This is a genomic window from Pseudomonas sp. 21, assembly GCF_000955805.1.
GTDB lineage: Bacteria > Pseudomonadota > Gammaproteobacteria > Pseudomonadales > Pseudomonadaceae > Pseudomonas.
Window position 1 is genome coordinate 194,593 of record NZ_JYOA01000003.1, and the last position, 17,551, is coordinate 212,143.

15 protein-coding genes are annotated in these 17,551 nt (G+C 64.7%); 8 read left to right on the forward strand and 7 right to left on the reverse strand.

Translation table 11 applies throughout. From position 1 onward, the window contains the following. Positions 1-50 precede the first annotated feature (50 nt). Positions 51-962, forward strand: a complete 912-nt coding sequence (lpxC, locus tag UB43_RS06525; RefSeq protein WP_045209632.1) for a UDP-3-O-acyl-N-acetylglucosamine deacetylase — start codon at positions 51-53, stop codon at positions 960-962. Positions 963-1,031: 69 nt separating this feature from the next. On the opposite strand, the gene UB43_RS06530 is transcribed toward lpxC, so the two are convergent. Next, complete coding sequence (locus UB43_RS06530) at positions 1,032-1,499, reverse strand: DUF721 domain-containing protein (RefSeq protein ID WP_045209633.1); 468 nt, start codon at positions 1,497-1,499, stop codon at positions 1,032-1,034. Between the two features lie 290 nt (positions 1,500-1,789). Here UB43_RS06530 and secA point away from each other — a divergent pair, with 290 nt between their 5' ends. The 4 genes from secA to UB43_RS06550 all read left to right on the forward strand — a co-directional run bounded on the left by secA (position 1,790) and on the right by UB43_RS06550 (position 7,666). Beyond that, positions 1,790-4,540, forward strand: a complete 2,751-nt coding sequence (gene secA, locus UB43_RS06535) for a preprotein translocase subunit SecA (RefSeq protein WP_045209634.1) — start codon at positions 1,790-1,792, stop codon at positions 4,538-4,540. A 108-nt stretch (positions 4,541-4,648) separates the two neighbouring features. Further along, positions 4,649-5,866 carry a bifunctional glutamate N-acetyltransferase/amino-acid acetyltransferase ArgJ gene (gene argJ, locus UB43_RS06540; protein WP_045209635.1) on the forward strand — a complete coding sequence of 406 codons (1,218 nt, stop codon included), beginning with the start codon at positions 4,649-4,651 and terminating at the stop codon, positions 5,864-5,866. Positions 5,867-6,014: 148 nt separating this feature from the next. Beyond that, a complete protein-coding gene (locus tag UB43_RS06545; protein WP_045209636.1) occupies positions 6,015-6,644 on the forward strand; it encodes a glutathione S-transferase family protein in 630 nt (209 codons plus the stop codon). 71 nt (positions 6,645-6,715) lie between these two features. Further along, the gene (locus UB43_RS06550; protein WP_045209637.1) at positions 6,716-7,666 is read left to right on the forward strand and encodes a Nudix family hydrolase; all 951 of its coding nucleotides are present in this window, start codon (positions 6,716-6,718) and stop codon (positions 7,664-7,666) included. Between the two features lie 121 nt (positions 7,667-7,787). On the opposite strand, the gene UB43_RS06555 is transcribed toward UB43_RS06550, so the two are convergent. The 4 genes from UB43_RS06555 to UB43_RS06570 are packed head-to-tail and all read right to left on the reverse strand — an operon-like array spanning position 7,788 to position 12,388. Then, the gene (locus tag UB43_RS06555; protein WP_045209638.1) at positions 7,788-8,360 is read right to left on the reverse strand and encodes a cob(I)yrinic acid a,c-diamide adenosyltransferase; all 573 of its coding nucleotides are present in this window, start codon (positions 8,358-8,360) and stop codon (positions 7,788-7,790) included. Between the two features lie 3 nt (positions 8,361-8,363). Further along, positions 8,364-10,415, reverse strand: a complete 2,052-nt coding sequence (locus UB43_RS06560; RefSeq protein WP_045209639.1) for an ATP-binding protein — start codon at positions 10,413-10,415, stop codon at positions 8,364-8,366. A 57-nt stretch (positions 10,416-10,472) separates the two neighbouring features. Beyond that, entirely contained in the window at positions 10,473-11,384 is a 912-nt protein-coding gene (locus UB43_RS06565) for a putative 2-dehydropantoate 2-reductase (protein WP_045209640.1), read from the reverse strand. Between the two features lie 38 nt (positions 11,385-11,422). Beyond that, on the reverse strand, positions 11,423-12,388 hold the full coding sequence (locus UB43_RS06570) for a response regulator (protein ID WP_045209641.1): 966 nt from the start codon (positions 12,386-12,388) through the stop codon (positions 11,423-11,425). A gap of 160 nt (positions 12,389-12,548) precedes the next feature. Here UB43_RS06570 and UB43_RS06575 point away from each other — a divergent pair, with 160 nt between their 5' ends. Both UB43_RS06575 and UB43_RS06580 read left to right on the forward strand, forming a co-directional pair. Next, positions 12,549-13,028: a YajQ family cyclic di-GMP-binding protein gene (locus UB43_RS06575; RefSeq protein ID WP_045209642.1), complete on the forward strand. Its 480-nt coding sequence runs from the start codon at positions 12,549-12,551 to the stop codon at positions 13,026-13,028. A gap of 142 nt (positions 13,029-13,170) precedes the next feature. Next, the gene (locus UB43_RS06580) at positions 13,171-14,016 is read left to right on the forward strand and encodes a mechanosensitive ion channel family protein (RefSeq protein WP_045209643.1); all 846 of its coding nucleotides are present in this window, start codon (positions 13,171-13,173) and stop codon (positions 14,014-14,016) included. A 69-nt stretch (positions 14,017-14,085) separates the two neighbouring features. Here the strand turns inward: UB43_RS06580 and UB43_RS06585 are convergent, their stop codons facing one another. After that, positions 14,086-15,894 (reverse strand): AmpG family muropeptide MFS transporter, encoded by a 1,809-nt coding sequence (locus tag UB43_RS06585; RefSeq protein ID WP_045209644.1) that lies wholly within the window; start codon positions 15,892-15,894, stop codon positions 14,086-14,088. A 42-nt stretch (positions 15,895-15,936) separates the two neighbouring features. Further along, entirely contained in the window at positions 15,937-16,305 is a 369-nt protein-coding gene (locus tag UB43_RS06590) for an MGMT family protein (RefSeq protein ID WP_045209645.1), read from the reverse strand. A 206-nt stretch (positions 16,306-16,511) separates the two neighbouring features. Between UB43_RS06590 and UB43_RS06595 the strand changes: the two genes are divergently transcribed. Further along, positions 16,512-17,513 (forward strand): DUF481 domain-containing protein, encoded by a 1,002-nt coding sequence (locus UB43_RS06595; protein WP_045209646.1) that lies wholly within the window; start codon positions 16,512-16,514, stop codon positions 17,511-17,513. Positions 17,514-17,551 lie beyond the last annotated feature (38 nt).

Here is a 17,551-nt window from a genome sequence, read left to right on the forward strand (position 1 = left end):
CCGCCCATTGTTGACAACAGTTCGCAACTTGCGCGAAAGCGGCCAAAGCCATGATCAGACAACGCACCTTGAAGAACATCATCCGGGCGACCGGTGTCGGCCTGCACTCCGGGGAAAAGGTTTACCTGACCCTGAAGCCGGCTCCCGTCGATACTGGCATCGTGTTCTGCCGGACCGATCTCGACCCTGTGGTGGAAATTCCCGCCCGGGCCTCGAACGTCGGCGAAACCACCATGTCGACCACCCTGATCAAGGGTGACATCAAGGTGGATACCGTGGAGCACCTGCTCTCGGCCATGGCCGGCCTGGGTATCGACAACGCCTATGTCGAGCTGTCCGCGTCGGAAGTACCGATCATGGACGGCAGCGCAGGTCCCTTCGTATTCCTGATCCAGTCCGCTGGCCTGCAAGAGCAGGAAGCGGCCAAGAAGTTCATCCGCATCAAGCGCGAAATAACGGTGGAAGAGGGCGACAAGCGCGCCACCTTCGTTCCGTTCGACGGCTTCAAGGTGAGCTTCGAGATCGATTTCGATCACCCGGTCTTCCGTGGTCGCACCCAGAAAGCCGTGGTGGATTTCTCCAGTACTTCCTTCGTGAAGGAAGTCAGCCGCGCCCGTACCTTCGGGTTCATGCGCGACATCGAGATGCTGCGTTCCCAGAACCTGGCTCTGGGTGGCAGCGTGGAGAACGCCATCGTGGTCGACGAGTATCGAGTGCTCAACGAAGACGGTCTTCGTTACGAGGACGAGTTCGTCAAGCACAAGATCCTGGACGCCATTGGTGACCTGTACCTGCTGGGTAACAGCCTCATCGGCGAGTTCATCGGCTACAAGTCCGGTCACGCCCTGAACAACCGTCTCCTGCGCACCCTCATCGCAGACAAGGACGCTTGGGAAGTGGTGACCTTCGAGGACGCCAAGACTGCGCCGATCTCCTATATGCGACCCGCTGCGGCCGTATAAGGAAACCTCCTCCTTTCAGCTACAACTTCAAAGGCCACCCTCGGGTGGCCTTTTTTTATGCCTGCGCTTTTATTCCTGGTCCGCTTCCGGCGGTTTGCGGCTGCGGCTGGCGAGGCGCTCGAGGGCGGCCTTGAGTTGCGGATTGCTGATGCCTTCGGCGGCCTCGTGCAGGGTAGCGGAGGCGGACTCGGTGATGCGGTTGGTATTCACCCGGGTTGGTGCCTGGATCACCGGCTGCACCTTGAACAGGATGCGCGCCAGGCCCCTGAACTCCTCGAACGAGGCCAGTTGTCGCAGCAGGCGATTCTGCTGGTAGCGCAGGCGCGTGGCCCAGTGGCCATCGGTGACCACCAGCAGCAGGCTACCTTCACGCCAGGAGGCGACGCGGCAGTAAGGGCGCGCGGCGGGCTGCAGTTGCGAGTCGAGCAGTTCCTGAAGACGCGAGAGGCGCTGCGCCTGGGCGAACAGCGACTGCAGCGGCTTGGCTTCGCGCAGCAGCTTGGTCATCGCCTTGGCGGGCAGGGGGCGGAAGGCCATCGAGAGCAACCGGGAGTGAATGAAGAAGGATGGTAACAGATGCGCTCAGGGCCAGATGCCACCGTCCACCCTTGAAGTTGCCCGGCTGCGTCACCATATCACCCACTCGGATCCAAAGTTGTCCGCCCATGCATTGCCCCCAAGCTCGCAGAATGCGAAGCTTCGGAGGATGACTTCGGCACTTTTTTCCCGGTAGTTTCCGGGTAGAATGCCCGCTTCATTGCCGTTCCGCGCCGCGGCCAGCCAGTCGGGCAGCCCTCCAATTCTCCAGTTCGGATGACCCAGTCGATATGTTTGCGCCTTTGTTGAAAAAACTCTTTGGAAGCAAGAACGAGCGCGAAGTGAAGCGCATGGCCAAGCTGGTCCAGGCCATCAATGCACTCGAGCCCCAGATGGTCCCGCTTTCCGATGAGCAACTGAAGGCCAAGACCGAAGAGTTCAAGGCACGCGTCGCCAAGGGCGAGACCCTCGACCAGATCCTTCCGGAAGCCTTCGCCGTTGCCCGCGAGGCCGGCAAGCGCGTGATGGGCATGCGCCACTTCGACGTCCAGCTGATCGGCGGCATGACCCTGCACGAAGGCAAGATCGCCGAGATGCGTACCGGTGAGGGCAAGACCCTCGTGGGTACCCTGGCTGTCTACCTGAACGCCCTGTCCGGCAAAGGCGTGCACGTGGTCACCGTGAACGACTACCTGGCCCGCCGCGACGCCAACTGGATGCGTCCGCTGTACGAGTTCCTCGGCCTTTCCGTGGGTATCGTCAGCCCGTTCCAGCCGCCGGAAGAGAAGCGCGCTGCCTACGCCTCCGACATCACCTACGGCACCAACAACGAATTCGGCTTCGACTACCTGCGCGACAACATGGCGTTCAGCCTGGAAGACAAGTTCCAGCGTGAACTGAACTTCGCCGTGGTCGACGAAGTGGACTCCATCCTCATCGACGAGGCGCGGACTCCGCTGATCATCTCCGGCCAGGCCGAAGACAGCTCCGAGCTGTACATCAAGATCAACAAGCTGATCCCGCGCCTGAAGCGCCACATCGAGGAAGTCGAAGGCCAGGTGACCCAGCAGGGCCACTACAGCATTGACGAGAAGACCCGTCAGGTCGAACTCAACGAGCAGGGCCATGCCTACGTCGAGGAGCTGCTGACCCAGAACGGCCTGCTGGCCGAGGGCGAGAGCCTCTACTCGGCGCACAACCTCAGCCTGCTGACCCACGTCTACGCCGCGCTGCGCGCCCACACCCTGTTCCACCGCAACGTGGAATATATCGTCCAGGGCGACCAGGTCCTGCTGATCGACGAGCACACCGGCCGTACCATGCCGGGCCGCCGCCTCTCCGAAGGCCTGCACCAGGCCATCGAGGCGAAGGAAAACCTGCCGATCCAGGCCGAGAGCCAGACCCTGGCCTCGACCACCTTCCAGAACTACTTCCGCCTCTACACCAAGCTGGCCGGCATGACCGGCACCGCCGACACCGAGGCCTTCGAGTTCCGCCAGACCTACGGCCTCGACGTGGTGGTGATCCCCACCCACCGTCCGGTAGCCCGTAAGGACTTCAACGACCTGGTCTACCTGACCCAGGACGAGAAGTACGCCGCCATCATCACCGACGTGCAGCAGTGCCAGGCGCTGGGCCGTCCGATCCTCGTGGGCACCGCTTCAGTCGAGACCTCCGAATACGTCTCGCAGCTGCTGCAGAACGCCGGCATCGAGCACAAGGTACTGAACGCCAAGTACCACGAGAAGGAAGCCGAGATCATCGCCCAGGCCGGTCGTCCGGGCTCGGTCACCATCGCCACCAACATGGCCGGTCGGGGTACCGACATCCTGCTGGGCGGCAACTGGGAAGTGGAAGTCGCCGCGCTGGAGAACCCCACCGACGAGCAGGTTGCGCAGATCAAGGCCGACTGGCAGAAGCGTCACCAGCAGGTCATCGAGTCGGGCGGCCTGCACGTGATCGCCTCCGAGCGCCACGAATCCCGCCGTATCGACAACCAGCTGCGCGGCCGTGCCGGTCGCCAGGGCGACCCGGGCTCCAGCCGCTTCTACCTGTCGCTGGAAGACCACCTGATGCGCATCTTCGCCTCCGACCGGGTGAAGAACTTCATGAAGGCTCTCGGTATGCAGCCGGGCGAGGCGATCGAGCACCGCATGGTGACCAACGCCATCGAAAAGGCGCAGCGCAAGGTCGAAGGCCGCAACTTCGATATCCGTAAGCAACTGCTGGAGTTCGACGACGTCGCCAACGAGCAGCGCAAGGTGATCTACCACATGCGCAACACCCTGCTCGCGGCCGACAACATCGGCGAGACCATCGTCGAGTTCCGCGAAGAGACCCTGAACAACACCGTCAGCGAGCACATCCCGCCGCAGTCGCTGCCAGAGCAGTGGGACGTCGCCGGTCTGGAAGCCGCGCTGTACAGCGATTTCGGCCTGAAGCTGCCGATCCAGCAGTGGCTGGACGACGACGAGAAGCTCTACGAGGAAACCCTGCGCGAGAAGATCCTCACCGAGCTGGTCGCGGCCTATAACGAGAAGGAAGACATGGCGGGCGCCGAAGCCCTGCGGACCTTCGAGAAGCAGATGCTGCTGCGCGTGCTGGACGACCTGTGGAAGGACCACCTGTCCACCATGGATCACCTGCGCCACGGTATCCACCTGCGTGGCTACGCGCAGAAGAACCCGAAGCAGGAATACAAGCGCGAGTCCTTCAACCTGTTCCAGGAACTGCTGAACTCCATCAAGCGCGACACCATCCGCGTGCTGTCCTTCGTCCAGGTTCGCCGCGAAGACCCGGCCGAAGAAGAAGCCCGCCTGCGCCGCGAAGCCGAGGAAATGGCCAAGCGCATGCAGTTCCAGCACGCCGCCGCGCCGTCCATGGATCAGGTGACCGGCGAGCCGGAGGAAGAGGGTGAAGTCCCGGCCGACAACGTGGTGCCGATGGAACCCGTCCGCAACGAACCGAAGATCGGCCGCAACGAGCCGTGCCCCTGCGGTTCGGGCAAGAAGTACAAGCACTGCCACGGTCAGGTGGAATAACCCCTCCCGACCCTGAAACCAACGCCGCGACCGGCCCTGCCGCTCGCGGCGTTTTTCTCATTTGATCCACTGATTAGATGATTCACTGACTCGATAGGAGCGCGCCACATGGCTGTTGGTCTCGGCCCCATGTCCACCCTGCACCCGGTCCCCGGTTTCGAACTCGGCATCGCCTCTGCCGGCATCAAACGACCCGGCCGCAAGGACATCGTGGTGATGCGCTGCGCCGAAGGCTCCACCGTCGCCGGTGTGTTCACCACCAACGCCTTCTGCGCCGCTCCGGTGATCCTCGCGCGCAAGCGCTTCCTGGGCCCGGTGCGCTACCTGCTGACCAACACCGGCAACGCCAACGCGGGCACCGGCGAGCCGGGCCTGGCCAATGCCACCCGCACCTGCGCCAAGCTGGCCGAGCTGGCTGGCGTGTCGGAAAACGCCGTGCTGCCGTACTCCACCGGCGTGATCGGCGAGCCGCTGCCGGTCGAGAAGATCGAAGCCGCGCTGCCCGCCGCGCTGGCTAACCTGTCTGTGGATAACTGGGCCGACGCCGCCGCCGGCATCATGACCACCGACACCCTGCCCAAGGGCGCCAGCCGCCAGTTCCAGCACGACGGCGTGACCATCACCGTCACCGGCATCAGCAAGGGCGCCGGCATGATCAAGCCGAACATGGCCACCATGCTCGGTTACATCGCCACCGACGCCAAGGTTGCCCAGGGCGTGCTGCAGGACCTGCTGCGCGACGCGTCGAACAAGTCGTTCAACCGCATCACCATCGACGGCGACACCTCCACCAACGATTGCTGCATGCTGGTCGCCACCGGCCAGGCCGCGCTGCCGGAAATCACCGCCGCCTCCGGTGCGTTGTTCACCGCACTGAAACAGGCTGTGCTGGAAGTGTCCATGGAGCTGGCCCAGGCCATCGTCCGTGACGGTGAAGGCGCCACCAAGTTCGTCACCGTGCAGGTGAACGGCGGCGCGACTCACCAGGAGTGCCTGGACGTCGGCTACGCCGTGTCCCACTCGCCGCTGATCAAGACCGCGCTGTTCGCTTCCGACCCGAACTGGGGGCGTATCCTCGCCGCCGTCGGCCGTGCCGGCGTGCCCGACCTGGATGTCAGCCTGATCGACGTGTTCCTGGACGACGTGGCCATCGCCAGCCGTGGCTGCCGCGCCACCAGCTACACCGAGGACCAGGGCGCGAAGGTGATGGCCCAGGAAGAGATCACCATCCGCATCGATCTCGGCCGCGGCACCTGCAGCGAGACCATCTGGACCACCGACCTGTCCCACGAGTACGTGAAGATCAACGCGGAATACCGTACCTGATCGACGCGTCAGCGCTGGCGCGGAGCTCGCGCTGGCGCCTCGTGCGCCTTGCATTCCCGATTTTCATCGAAGGATGAAAATCGGGAATTTGTTTTCATGGCTCGCTCGCCCTAAGGTCTTCTGATTGACCCTGACGAGCACCGCGACCATGTCCCTTACCCTGATCATCGGCAGCAAGAATCTCTCCTCCTGGTCCCTGCGCGGCTGGCTGGCCATGCAGCTCACCGGCGCCGAGTTCGAGGAAATCCTGATTCCCCTGGGCGGCCAGAACACCGCGCGGCGCATCCGCGAGCACTCGCCCAGCGGCAAGGTGCCGGCGCTCAAGTGCGAGCACGGGCTGATCTGGGATTCCCTGGCGATTGCCGAATACCTCGCCGAACGCTTCCCTGAAGCGCACCTCTGGCCCCGTGGCGAAGCGGCCCGCGCCCTGGCGCGGTCGGTCTGCGCCGAGATGCACAGTGGCTTCATGGCGCTGCGCTCGCACATGCCCATGGACATCCAGCGCAACCAGCCGCTGGCCGAGGTGCCCGAAGCGGTGGAAGCCGATATCGCCCGCGTTGTCGAGTTATGGGCTCTGTGTCGCCAGCAGTTCGGCCAGGACGGCCCGTTCCTGTTCGGCCATGCCAGCATCGCCGATGCCTTCTACGCACCCATCGCCACCCGCCTGCGCAGCTACTGCGTGACGTTGCCCATCGAGGCGCAGAACTACGTCGATGCGATCTACGCCTGGCCGGCCTTCCGCCCGTGGCTGGACGCGGCGATGGTCGAACGTGCCTGAACCCGGCGGCCAATGACGGTAGAATGCCCGCCTGCGCGGGCCTTGCCTGAATCGGATTGAGGAGTAGCACTGTGAAACGAGTACATGTCGCCGCCGCCGTGATTCGCGGACTCGATGGCCGGGTGCTGATCGCCCGCCGTCCGGACGACAAGCACCAGGGCGGCCTCTGGGAGTTTCCCGGTGGCAAGGTGGAAGAGGGCGAAGCGGTGCCGGTCGCCCTGGCCCGCGAGCTGAAGGAAGAACTGGGCATTGACGTCGAGCAGGCGCGCCCGCTGATCCGGGTGCAGCACGACTACAGCGACAAGCACGTGTTGCTGGATGTGTGGGAAGTCTCGGCTTTTTCCGGCGCCCCCCACGGTGCCGAAGGCCAGCCGCTGGCCTGGGTCGCCCCGCGCGACCTGGCGGACTATGAGTTCCCGGCGGCCAACGAGCCCATCGTGCAGGCTGCGCGCCTGCCCGATCGCTACCTGATCACCCCCGACGGCCTGGAAATTCCTCAACTGGTCCAGGGCGTGCGCGCCGCAGTGGCCAGCGGCATCCGCCTGATCCAGCTGCGCGCGCCGAACATGTACAGCCCCGAGTACCGTGACCTCGCCGTCGACGTGCAAGGCCTGTGCGCCGGCAAGGCGCAGCTGATGCTCAAGGGCCCGCTGGAGTGGCTGGGCGACTTCCCGGCGGCCGGCTGGCACCTGACCTCCGAGCAACTGCGCAAGTACGCGCCCAATGGTCGGCCGTTCCCCCGCGAGCGCCTGCTCGCGGCCTCCTGCCACAGCGCGGAAGAGCTGGAGCTGGCGGCACGCATGGGTGTGGATTTCGTCACCCTGTCGCCGGTGCAGCCCACCGAGAGCCATCCGGGCGAGCCGGCGCTGGGTTGGGAAGCGGCAGCGGAGCTGATCGATGGCTTCAACCAGCCGGTGTTCCTGCTCGGCGGCGTCGGTCCGCAGGACCTGGAGCGTGCCTGGCAGGCCGGAGCCCAGGGCGTGGCGGGAATTCGCGCGTTCTGGCCGAAGGCCGAGGGCTGACCTACAGCTGAGTGAGCGGCTTTGCAGGAGCGAGGGGGCGCCTAGCCCATGTTCGCGAACAGGCCTGGCTGAGGTGCTGGGCGGTTCGCGAGCAAGCTCGCTCCTACAGGTTGGATGGTCGTCAGGCGGGCTTTTCCGCAGCCTGCCAGAGAATCTCTTCCACGCCCTGGCGGCGGGCGATGAAGCGCGCGGCGACGAACAGCAGGTCGGACAGGCGGTTCAAGTAGCGCAGGCCCGCGCCTTCCAGCGGCTCTTCGGCATTCAGCTGCTGGCAGCGGCGCTCGGCGTTGCGTGCCTGGGCGCGGCACAGGTGGGCGAGGGCGACGAGGCGCGAGCCGCCGGGCAGGATGAAGTTCTTCAGCGGCCCGAGTTCGTCGTTCCAGCGGTCGATCACCTGCTCCAGGCGCTCGACTTCGGCATCGTTCAGCGCGCGGTATTCCGGCATCGCCAGCTCACCGCCCAGGTCGAACAGGCGATGCTGGATCGGCGCCAACACACCGATCACTTCTTCCAGCGCACTGCTGCGCGCTTCGTGCAGCCCGGCCAACAGCAGCCCGAGGTGGCTGTTCAGCTCATCCACCGCGCCCATGGCTTCCACGCGTGGGTGGTGCTTGGGCACGCGGCGGCCATCGGCCAGGCCGGTTTCTCCGGCATCGCCGGTACGGGTGTAGATCTTCGACAGGCGATTGCCCATGGCTTAGTGCTCCTTGTCGCCCTGCGCCAATAGGGGCAGCGGCGGCGAAATCTCGGCGGCCAGCGGCAGACGGATGGTGAAGCAGGTACCCACGCCCAGCTCGGACTGCACCTCCATCTGCCCCTTGTGGTTGTTGGTGACGATGAAGTACGAGACCGACAGGCCCAGCCCCGTGCCCTGGCCGACTTCCTTGGTGGTGAAGAAGGGCTCGAAGATGCGCTTGCGCACGTTCTCCGGCATGCCACAGCCGTTGTCCTCCACGTGGATTTCTGCCCACGGTGGGTTGAGGCGGGTACGCAGGGTGATGCGACCGTACTCGCCTTCTTCCTCGTCGTCGCGCAGGTGGATGGCCTGGGCGCCGTTCTTCAGCAGGTTGAGCAGGACCTGTTCGATCTCATTGGCGATCACCGGTACCGGGCCCAGGCGCTGATCGTACTCATGGACGATTTCCAGCGACTTGAAGTCGAAGCCGCCGGTGAGGTCGAAGTCGTTGCCGGCAATCTCCACGGCTTGCTCCAGCAGCGCCGGCAGCTCGCAGGCAGCCATCTGGCGGTGGCTGCGGCGGCTGAAGGAGAGCATGTGGGTGACGATCTTCGCCGCGCGGGAACCGGCGTACTGGATGCCATCCATCAGCTTGGGAATCTCCCGCGCCTCCAGGTAGTGGTTGAGGTCGTCCAGGCGCACGCCGACTTCGCCGGCCACTTCGAGGTTCTTCGGCAGGTCCTGCGACAGGCGCCGGCGGATGTTCTGCACGTTGTGCAGGATGGCGCCCAGCGGGTTGTTGATCTCGTGGGCCATGCCCGCGGCGAGGCCGCCGACGGAGAGCATTTTCTCCGACTGCACCATCATCTCTTCCATCCCCAGCCGGTCGGTGATGTCGTCGATACGGATCACCGCGCCACGGCCGGTACCGCCCATCAGCGGGTAGAAGGTCAGGGCGTAGTGGCGTGGGGCGTCGGTGAGCGCCCAGGTGACCCGCTCGACGCGCTCGACCTTGTGCTGCTCGGCGGCGCGGGTGAGCTGTGGCAGGAAGGGTTTGAGCGACGGGAAGGCGAGGAACACCGGCTGGTTCACCGCGTCGTCCAGGCTGGTTCCGGAGAGCTGGCTGGCCTCCTGGTTCCACTGGGTGACGTAGAGTTGCTCGTCCACTGCGATCAGCGCCGAGGGCATGGAGTCGATGATGCTGTTGAGGTAGTGCTGGAAGCCGGTGAGCTTCTTCTCGATCTTGCTGCGCACCTGGACTTCCAGTTCCAGCTTGCGGTTCGAGCGGCGGGTTTCCTCGGCCAGCGACTGGGCCTGCTCCACGGCTTCCTGGGCGTCGTCGCGGGCGCGCTTGAGCTGCTGCTCGCGGGCCTCGATGCGGGTCAGCATGGTGTTGAAGGCGTCGGCCAGGCGGCCGATCTCGTCGGCGTTGCCGCGCTCGGCGCGCAGGGCGTAGTTCTCCTCGCGGGTAACCTGGCGCGAGAGCTCTTCCAGGCTGCGGATCGGCCGGGTGATCAGGCGGCGGATCTGCTGGGCGATCAGCAACCAGAGCAGCACCGAGACGGCGAGGATGACCAGGCTGGCGGTGAGAGTGCCGGTGTAGAAGGCGCCGGGCAGCTCGCTGCTCGCCACCAGCAGCAGGTAGCCGCTGTTGCGGCCGGCCTGGGGCAGTTCGAACAAGGCGTTGAGGCGGTACTCGTGCTGGCGCCAGCGCTCGAGGTGGTCCAGGCGCTCGGGCAGGGCGATGGGGCCGTTGCTGGGTGTCTGGGCGATGCGCTCGCCGTTGCTGTCATAGAGTGCGGCGGCGCGCAGCGGCTGGTAGTCGTCGAGCTGGCGCAGCAGCACCTGGGCCTGGGTCGGCGAGGACAGCGCCGGCTCGCTGAGCGCCGGATTGGCGATCAGCCGGCCGATGGTCTGCAGCGCCTGGGGCGCGACGCTGTCCTGGGAGATCCAGTAGGCCGCGCTGATGAAGGCGAGGTTGGCCACCAGCATCACGGTCGCCAGCAGCACCAGCAGGGCGGCGAGGATCTTCTGGCCGACCGGCAGGTCTTCCAGGCGCTGGCGCAGGTTCATGGGAGAAGGCATGGGCGCTTTCGTAGAAACAGGGGAGGCGGGCAGGGTAGCCCGCGATCAGGTGTCGGGCAATCCGCGCGCCACCAGGTAGGCACGCAGTCGCTCATGCAGGGCCCGCAGCTGCGGCAGGGCCAAGTGCAGGCGATCACCCTCGCGACAGGCGTGGCCGAGCAGGTAGGCGATCTCGCTGCGCCGGCCCTTGGCGACGTCCTGGTACATGGAGGAGAAGTTCGCTGCGGTGGCGGCAATCACGCGCTCTACATCGCTCTGTAGCTCCCGTGCGGCGGCGGGGTAGCCGGTGGCGTGGAGCAGTTGGCCCAATTCGTCGCACAGCCCGGCAACTTCATCCGGGTGGCTGGCCAGTTCGCCGTTGCGGCACTGGTGCAACACGCTGAGCGGATTGATCGCGCAGTTCAGCGCGACCTTGCGCCACAGGCGTTCGAGGATGTCGTCGCTCCACTGCACGGGAATCTCTGCGCGGCGCAGGTCGGCCAGCCATTCCGGCTCGGGGCCGCCCTGTTCGTCGCCCAGCCAGGTCTGCCCCTGGCCTGCGAAGACCACGCGGAAGTCGGCTTCGCGGAATGCGCCTTCCGTGCTGGAGGCGTACAGGCAGCGTGCGCGCGGCAGGTGGGCGCTGACCGCCTGCTGGCTGCCCAGGCCGTTCTGCAGCAGGATCAGCTCGGCGCCGGGGGCCAGGCGCGCGGCCACGCTGGCGGCAGCGGATTCCGCGTCGTAGGCCTTGCAGGCGAGCAGCAGGCGCTGGATCGGCGCGCCCTGGGCGGCAGTTTCCGCCGGAATCGGGTAGAGGCTCTCGCGGCCGTCTTCCACCAGGGTGACGCCGCCAAGGGCGCGGTAGGCGTTGAGGCGCTGGCGGTCACGCAGCAACAGGCGCACCGGCAGGCCGGCGCGGGACAGGCGGGCGGCCCACAGGCAACCGAGGCTGCCGGCGCCGAGGATGGTCCAGGTCATGGGAGGAACTTCGCAATTTCGGGGGCTTACCGCGAAGTTTAGCGCAGGCCGGTCAGGCGGCTGGCGTTGATTCGTCCGCTGGCGAAGGCATCGGGCAGCAGCGCGCGGCCTTGCTGCATCAGTTGTTCGACCTCCAGGGGCAGCGCCTTGGCGTCCAGCCCCACCAGGCTGATGCCGGCCTTGAGGGTGATGAAGCCTTCGCTGGTTTTGAACGCCTTGAGGTTCAGACCTTCGTGCAGGCGGCGGAAACTGCTGGGTGAGCATTCCTGCAGGTCTTCGAGCAGGGTGATCAGGGCGAAGTGCTGGTCATCGATGCGCGCCAGGACATCCAGCGGCCGCACCAGTTGTTGCAGGCGCCGGGCGACGCCATGGAGCAGCTCGTTCTGGAATGACTGGCCGTGCTTCTGCCCCAGCTCGGCCAGCTCCGGCAGGCCGATCAGCATGTAGCACACCGCGCCGCCCCGGGATTCCACCTGGCGGATGCTGTCGGCCAGTTTCTGCTTCAGGTAACGCTGGTTGCCCAGGCCGGTGGCGCTGTCCACCAGGTTGCGCTCTTCCAGGCTGGTGATGTTCTGGGTGAGCAGGCGGTTTTCCATCAGCAGGCGCTGCAGGGTGTTGCTCAGGCGGTCGGCGGCCAGTACGCGGGGCACCAGTTGTTCGTTCATCGCCGACTTGCTGACGAAGTCGTCCACGCCACGGTCGAAGGCTTCGGCCAGGGCGTTGTCGCCTTCCTTGCCGGTGAGCAGGATGATGTAGGTGTAGTGGTCGCCGCTCTCGTCGAGCTGGCGTACCCGTGCGGTCAGCTCCAGGCCGTCCATCTCGGGCATCAGCCAGTCGGCGAGCAGGACGCTCACGGGCTCCTTTTCCAGCAGGTCGAGCGCTTCGCTGGCGCTGCTGGCGAAGCGCACGTTCTGATAGCCGGCCTGACTCAGCGCGCGGCCGATCATGGCGCTGGAGAACTTGGCGTCGTCGACCACCAGAATGCTGAGATGGTTGGTTGGCATGGAAATGAATATCTCGCAAACGAGTGGGAAATGCCGACTCTCAGTGTCAGAGGCCGGGCGCGGTCTTGTCTGTCAGTTATAATGACCGCGCATTTTTATCGTCAAGCCAGGCTCGATGCTGACTGTGAACCGCATCGCGCCGTCCATCTGGAGAGATGTCATGCCTTCGTTCGACGTGGTGTCCGAACTGGACAAACACGAACTGACCAACGCCTTGGATAACGCCACCAAGGAACTGGACCGCCGTTTCGACCTGAAGGGCAAGTGCAGCTTCGAGGCCAAGGAAAAGTCCATCACCCTGACCGCCGAGGCGGATTTCATGCTCGAGCAGATGCTCGACATTCTTCGCTCCAGCCTGGTCAAGCGCAAGATTGACGCGCAGTGCATGGAGATCAAGGACTCCTTCGCCTCCGGCAAGGTGGTCAAGCAGGAAGTCGATTTCCGCGAGGGCATCGACAAGGATCTGGCGAAGAAGATCGTCGCCCTGATCAAGGACAAGAAGCTCAAGGTCCAGGCCGCCATCCAGGGCGAGCAGGTCCGTGTCACCGGCAAGAAGCGTGATGACCTGCAGGAAGCCATCGCGCTGCTGCGGGGTGAATCCCTCGGCATGCCGCTTCAGTTCAACAACTTCCGCGACTGATGCGCGCTGCTCTGTAAGAGCTGCGGAACCTCAGCGCCCGCGCGACGTCGCAGTAATAGAGTCGCTCGGCGAACTCCCGACCGCCATGGCTTGCCATGGCGGTTTTGTTTTTGGAATGGCAATAGACAAGGGGCCTGCATCCATGGATATGAATTACGAGCAGATCATGAACAGTGCGGAGGCCTGGACGCCGGTCGTCCTGGCTTACCTGGGCAATGCCGTGCTGGCGCTGTTGACCCTGCTGATCGGCTGGTGGGTGATCAACCTGTTCACCCGTCGTATCGGCGGGTTGCTGTCCACCAAGCATGTGGACAGGACGCTGCAGGGCTTCATCGGCAGCATGGTGAACATCATCCTGAAGATCCTGCTGATGGTCAGCGTGGCGTCGATGATCGGCATCCAGACCACCAGCTTCGTCGCCGCCATCGGTGCCGCCGGCCTGGCCATCGGTCTGGCGCTGCAGGGCAGCCTGTCGAACTTCGCCGGCGGCGTGCTGATCCTGTTGTTCCGCCCGTTCAAGATCGGCGACTGGATCGAAGCCCAGGGCGTTTCCGGCACGGTGGACAACATCATGATCTTCCACACCGTGCTGCGCACCGGTGACAACCGTACGGTGATCGTGCCCAATGGCGCGCTGTCCAACGGCATCATCACCAACACCTCGACCCAGACGACCCGCCAGGTGACCTTCGATGTGAAGCTGGCCTTCGACGCCGACCTGGAGGGCGCTCGTGCCATCCTCAAGGAGCTGGCGGAGGACGCGCGCGTACTCAAGTCGCCGACGCCGGTGGTGGTGGTCGCGGGCCTGGGCGAGAACTCGGTGACCCTGTCGCTGCGCCTGTGGACCGCCAACTCCGACTACTGGGCCGTCACCTTCATGCTCAACGAGCAGGTGCGCCTGCGTCTGCGCGACGCTGGCATCGACCTGGCTCCAAACAAGGTGGTGCGCGTGGTCAAGGGTGAAGAGGATGCCGTCCTGGCGGACTGATCCCTCACGCAGAACGGAAAAGGCCGGCATTTGCCGGCCTTTTTCATGGGCGTTGCTTCATCAGCCAGTTCAGTGGCGTTCGGCGCTGGCTTGCTGCGCTGGTGCTTCGCTGGCTTCCTCGGCGGCGCCGTTGGTCATGTCGTTCTTGCGCTGCAGCCACAGCCAGCCGATCAACAGCAGCGTCGGTACGCCGAGCAGGGCGGTGAAGAAGAAGAACCGCTCGTAGCCCATGCCCTCGACCATGGCGCCGGAGTAGCCGCCGATGAAGCGCGGCAGCAGCAGCATGGTGGAGCTGAGCATGGCGTACTGGGTGGCGGAGAACTTCAGGTTGGTCAGGCTCGACAGGTAGGCGACGAAGGCCGAGGTGGCCAGGCCGCCGCTGAAGTTGTCGAGCATGATGGTCACCACCAGCATGGTGACGTGGGGCTCCAGCACCTTGAGCAGGGCGAAGACGTTCTGCCCCATCAGGTGCGGGTCGTCGATCGCGCCCATCTGCGCCAGCATGGCGAACAGCAGGTTGGTCGCCGCCGATGCCGCGCCGCCGATGAACAGGATCGGCAGGATGCTGAAGCGGGCAATCAGCACGCCGCCGGCCGCGGCGCCCACCAGGGTCATGACCACGCCGAACAGCTTGCTGACGGTGGCGATGGTGTCCTTGGAGAAACCCATGTCGATGTAGAAGACGCTGGCCATGGTGCCCATGACGGTGTCGGACATGCGATAGGTGGAGATCAGCCCAAGCAGCAGCAGCGCCTGCCAGCGGTAGCGGCGGACGAACTCGGTGATGGGCGTCAGCACCGGCGCCATCAGCAGGCGGCCGGGAGCGGAAATGCAGCTCAGGGCGATCAGCAGGTACAGGATGGCGAGCCACCACTTGCCGGCTTCGGCCATGTTGATGAAGGCGGTGCCGGTGACCAACAGGATGATCAGGACGATCACCGAAACGGCCTGGTGGACGAAGTCGAATTGCGGCAAGCCGCGCCCGTGCACGGCCAGCAGCAGCGGACGGCGTACCTTCGACAGCAGTTCGCGGACCGGGCGGATCTGCCGGCGGCCATGCGGCGTCATGCAGATGCCGATGAAGATTCCGTACAGCGCGGCCCGTGGCCAGGCCTGGGCGGTCAGTGCGGTGAGCATGGCCGGCACGGAGATCAGCAGCACCAGCAGGGTCAGCACCGAGAGCAACTGGTGATTGAAGGCAAAGGCCGAGCTGCCGGCCTGCGGCTGCACGTTCACCGGCGGCTCTTTCATCAGCAGGGTGGTGATCAGGCCGGGCAGGATGGCCAGCGAGCACACCGCGTAGGTCAGCGCCCAGGCCGACTGGCTGTAGTGCAGGGCGCTGGACCCTGCCCACTCGGCGAGGAACAGCACGCCAGCGGTGGCGAACAGCACGGCGACCCGGTAGCCGGTCATGTAGCACGCGGCCAGCGCGGCCTGGCGGGTGTTCTCGGCGATTTCCAGACGGTAGGCGTCGATGGCGATGTCCTGGGTGGCCGAGGCGAAGGCCACCACCATCGCCAGGGCGATCAGCCAGTTCAGGTGCGATTGCGGGTTGCACAGGGCCATGCCGAGCAGGCCGATGGCGATCAGTCCCTGGGAGAACACCAGCCAGGAGCGGCGACGACCCAGGCGACCGATGAAGGGCAGGCGCCACTGGTCGAGCATGGGGGACCACACCCACTTGAAGGCGTACACCAGCCCGATCCAGCTGGCGAATCCGATGGTTTCCCGAGCGACACCCGCTTCACGCAACCACACCGAGAGGGTGGAGAGCACCAGCATGTACGGCAGGCCGGCGGCGAAACCCAGCAGCAAAAGCGCGAGGCTGGCGGGAGACTTGTAGGCAATCCATGCCTCGCGCCAGGAATGCTCTTTCATGGGGGGTGTTTTCCAGCAGGACGAAAAATTACGCGAACTCTACTAGGACTGCTCGCCGCTAGGCCAGCCGTGCCGACGTATGTCCACCCGATCGTTATGGATTCTGACACCCTCTGCACGCAATCGTGCGCGCTGTTCGTTACCCGAAACCGTGCCGATGGGCAGGCTGATGCGGCCACCGGCGGCGATCACCCGGTGCCAGGGCAGGCGGGTGCCTTCGGGCAGTTGGCTGAGGATGCGGCCCACCAGGCGTGCAGAGCGTCCCAGCCCGGCCAGTTTGGCCACGTCGCCGTAGGTGATCACGTGCCCTTCCGGTACTTGGGCGATCACCAGGAAAATGGCCTCGCGGCGAGTCTGCAGGCTTTCCTGCGTCAGGTCCGCGGAGGAGGCGGAGACTTTGCGCTCGGGCATGGATGACGGTCGCTTCGGTGGGGGCCAGGTCAGGATATAGCGAAGCCTGTGGTAGGCAAATGCCTGCGGCTAAATGAAGGAAGTTTCCGGTCCTTCTGTCAGTAATGATGAACTCTATGCCGCCGGGTCTGTCAGTCGTTGCTCTAGCGTCGGGTATCTGGATAATGCCCGGCTTTTTGCCCACTTTGTCCAGTTGAATCAGGCTCATGTTGTCTAGAACCCTGCTCTCCATTGCCTTGGCTTCCTGTTCCCTTTCCGCTGTCGCCGATACCGTCTGGTTGAAGAATGGTGACCGCCTGACCGGCACCATCAAGCTGTTCGACGGCGGCAAGCTGTTGCTGGCGACCGACTATGGCGGGGAGATCACCCTGAAATGGGACAAGATCAAGACCCTCGAGACCGACCAGAACCTGCTGGTGAAGTACGACGAGGAAACCGGCGAGCATTCCAAGGGCATCAAGGCATCGGACGATGGCAAGGTCACGCTGGTCAACGGCGAGGCGCGTACGGTGGAGCTGGCGAAGATCGAACAGATGATGCCGCCCAAGCCGATCCTGGAAGACTGGGTGTGGACCGGCAATGTCGACTTCTCCCTGGACCACAAGCAGGCGGAGAACGATGTCGAGGACTACGACATCGATTTCAAGACCAATGCCCGACACGGCCGCTGGCGCCACAACCTGCAGGGCGAATACAACCGCGAGAAGAAGGACAATCAGGTCAGCACCGACAACTACTCGGCGCAGTACGCCCTCGACCGCTTCCTCGACGAGCACTGGTTCTGGCAGGGGCAGGCGCAGTACAAGCGCGACTGGATCGAGGACCTGCAGAAGAAGCGCACCATCGGTACCGGCCCGGGCTACCAGTTCTGGGACAATGAACTGGGCGCGTTCTCCCTGGCCACGCTGGTCAACCGCAACGACTACGAGTTCGTCGACGACGAGAAATCCCACTTCTACAGCACCAGCCTGAAATGGGACTACAACCGCTACCTGCTGGCCAAGCAGTTCGAGCTGTTCACCAATGGCGAAGTCAGCAAGCCGCTGGAGTCCAACGTGGACTACGAACTGGAGAGCGAGGCGGGCATCCGCTACAAGCTGACCTCCTGGGCGTCCCTGAGCCTGAAGGCCGAGTGGGACAAGCTCAGCGGCAACGATGGCGACGTCAACGAGCGCCGCTACACCGTTGGCCTGGGCGTGGGCTGGTAACGCCGATTTATGTAGGAGCGAGCTTGCTCGCGAACAAC

Excerpts from the sequence above, each read along its gene's own strand:
- lpxC (WP_045209632.1), top strand. The coding sequence starts at position 51 with ATGATCAGACAACGCACCTTGAAGAACATCATCCGGGCGACCGGTGTC.
- UB43_RS06530 (WP_045209633.1), bottom strand. The coding sequence starts at position 1,499 with ATGGCCTTCCGCCCCCTGCCCGCCAAGGCGATGACCAAGCTGCTGCGC.
- secA (WP_045209634.1), top strand. The coding sequence starts at position 1,790 with ATGTTTGCGCCTTTGTTGAAAAAACTCTTTGGAAGCAAGAACGAGCGC.
- argJ (WP_045209635.1), top strand. The coding sequence starts at position 4,649 with ATGGCTGTTGGTCTCGGCCCCATGTCCACCCTGCACCCGGTCCCCGGT.
- UB43_RS06545 (WP_045209636.1), top strand. The coding sequence starts at position 6,015 with ATGTCCCTTACCCTGATCATCGGCAGCAAGAATCTCTCCTCCTGGTCC.
- UB43_RS06555 (WP_045209638.1), bottom strand. The coding sequence starts at position 8,360 with ATGGGCAATCGCCTGTCGAAGATCTACACCCGTACCGGCGATGCCGGA.
- UB43_RS06560 (WP_045209639.1), bottom strand. The coding sequence starts at position 10,415 with ATGAACCTGCGCCAGCGCCTGGAAGACCTGCCGGTCGGCCAGAAGATC.
- UB43_RS06565 (WP_045209640.1), bottom strand. The coding sequence starts at position 11,384 with ATGACCTGGACCATCCTCGGCGCCGGCAGCCTCGGTTGCCTGTGGGCC.
- UB43_RS06570 (WP_045209641.1), bottom strand. The coding sequence starts at position 12,388 with ATGCCAACCAACCATCTCAGCATTCTGGTGGTCGACGACGCCAAGTTC.
- UB43_RS06575 (WP_045209642.1), top strand. The coding sequence starts at position 12,549 with ATGCCTTCGTTCGACGTGGTGTCCGAACTGGACAAACACGAACTGACC.
- UB43_RS06580 (WP_045209643.1), top strand. The coding sequence starts at position 13,171 with ATGGATATGAATTACGAGCAGATCATGAACAGTGCGGAGGCCTGGACG.
- UB43_RS06585 (WP_045209644.1), bottom strand. The coding sequence starts at position 15,894 with ATGAAAGAGCATTCCTGGCGCGAGGCATGGATTGCCTACAAGTCTCCC.
- UB43_RS06590 (WP_045209645.1), bottom strand. The coding sequence starts at position 16,305 with ATGCCCGAGCGCAAAGTCTCCGCCTCCTCCGCGGACCTGACGCAGGAA.
- UB43_RS06595 (WP_045209646.1), top strand. The coding sequence starts at position 16,512 with ATGTTGTCTAGAACCCTGCTCTCCATTGCCTTGGCTTCCTGTTCCCTT.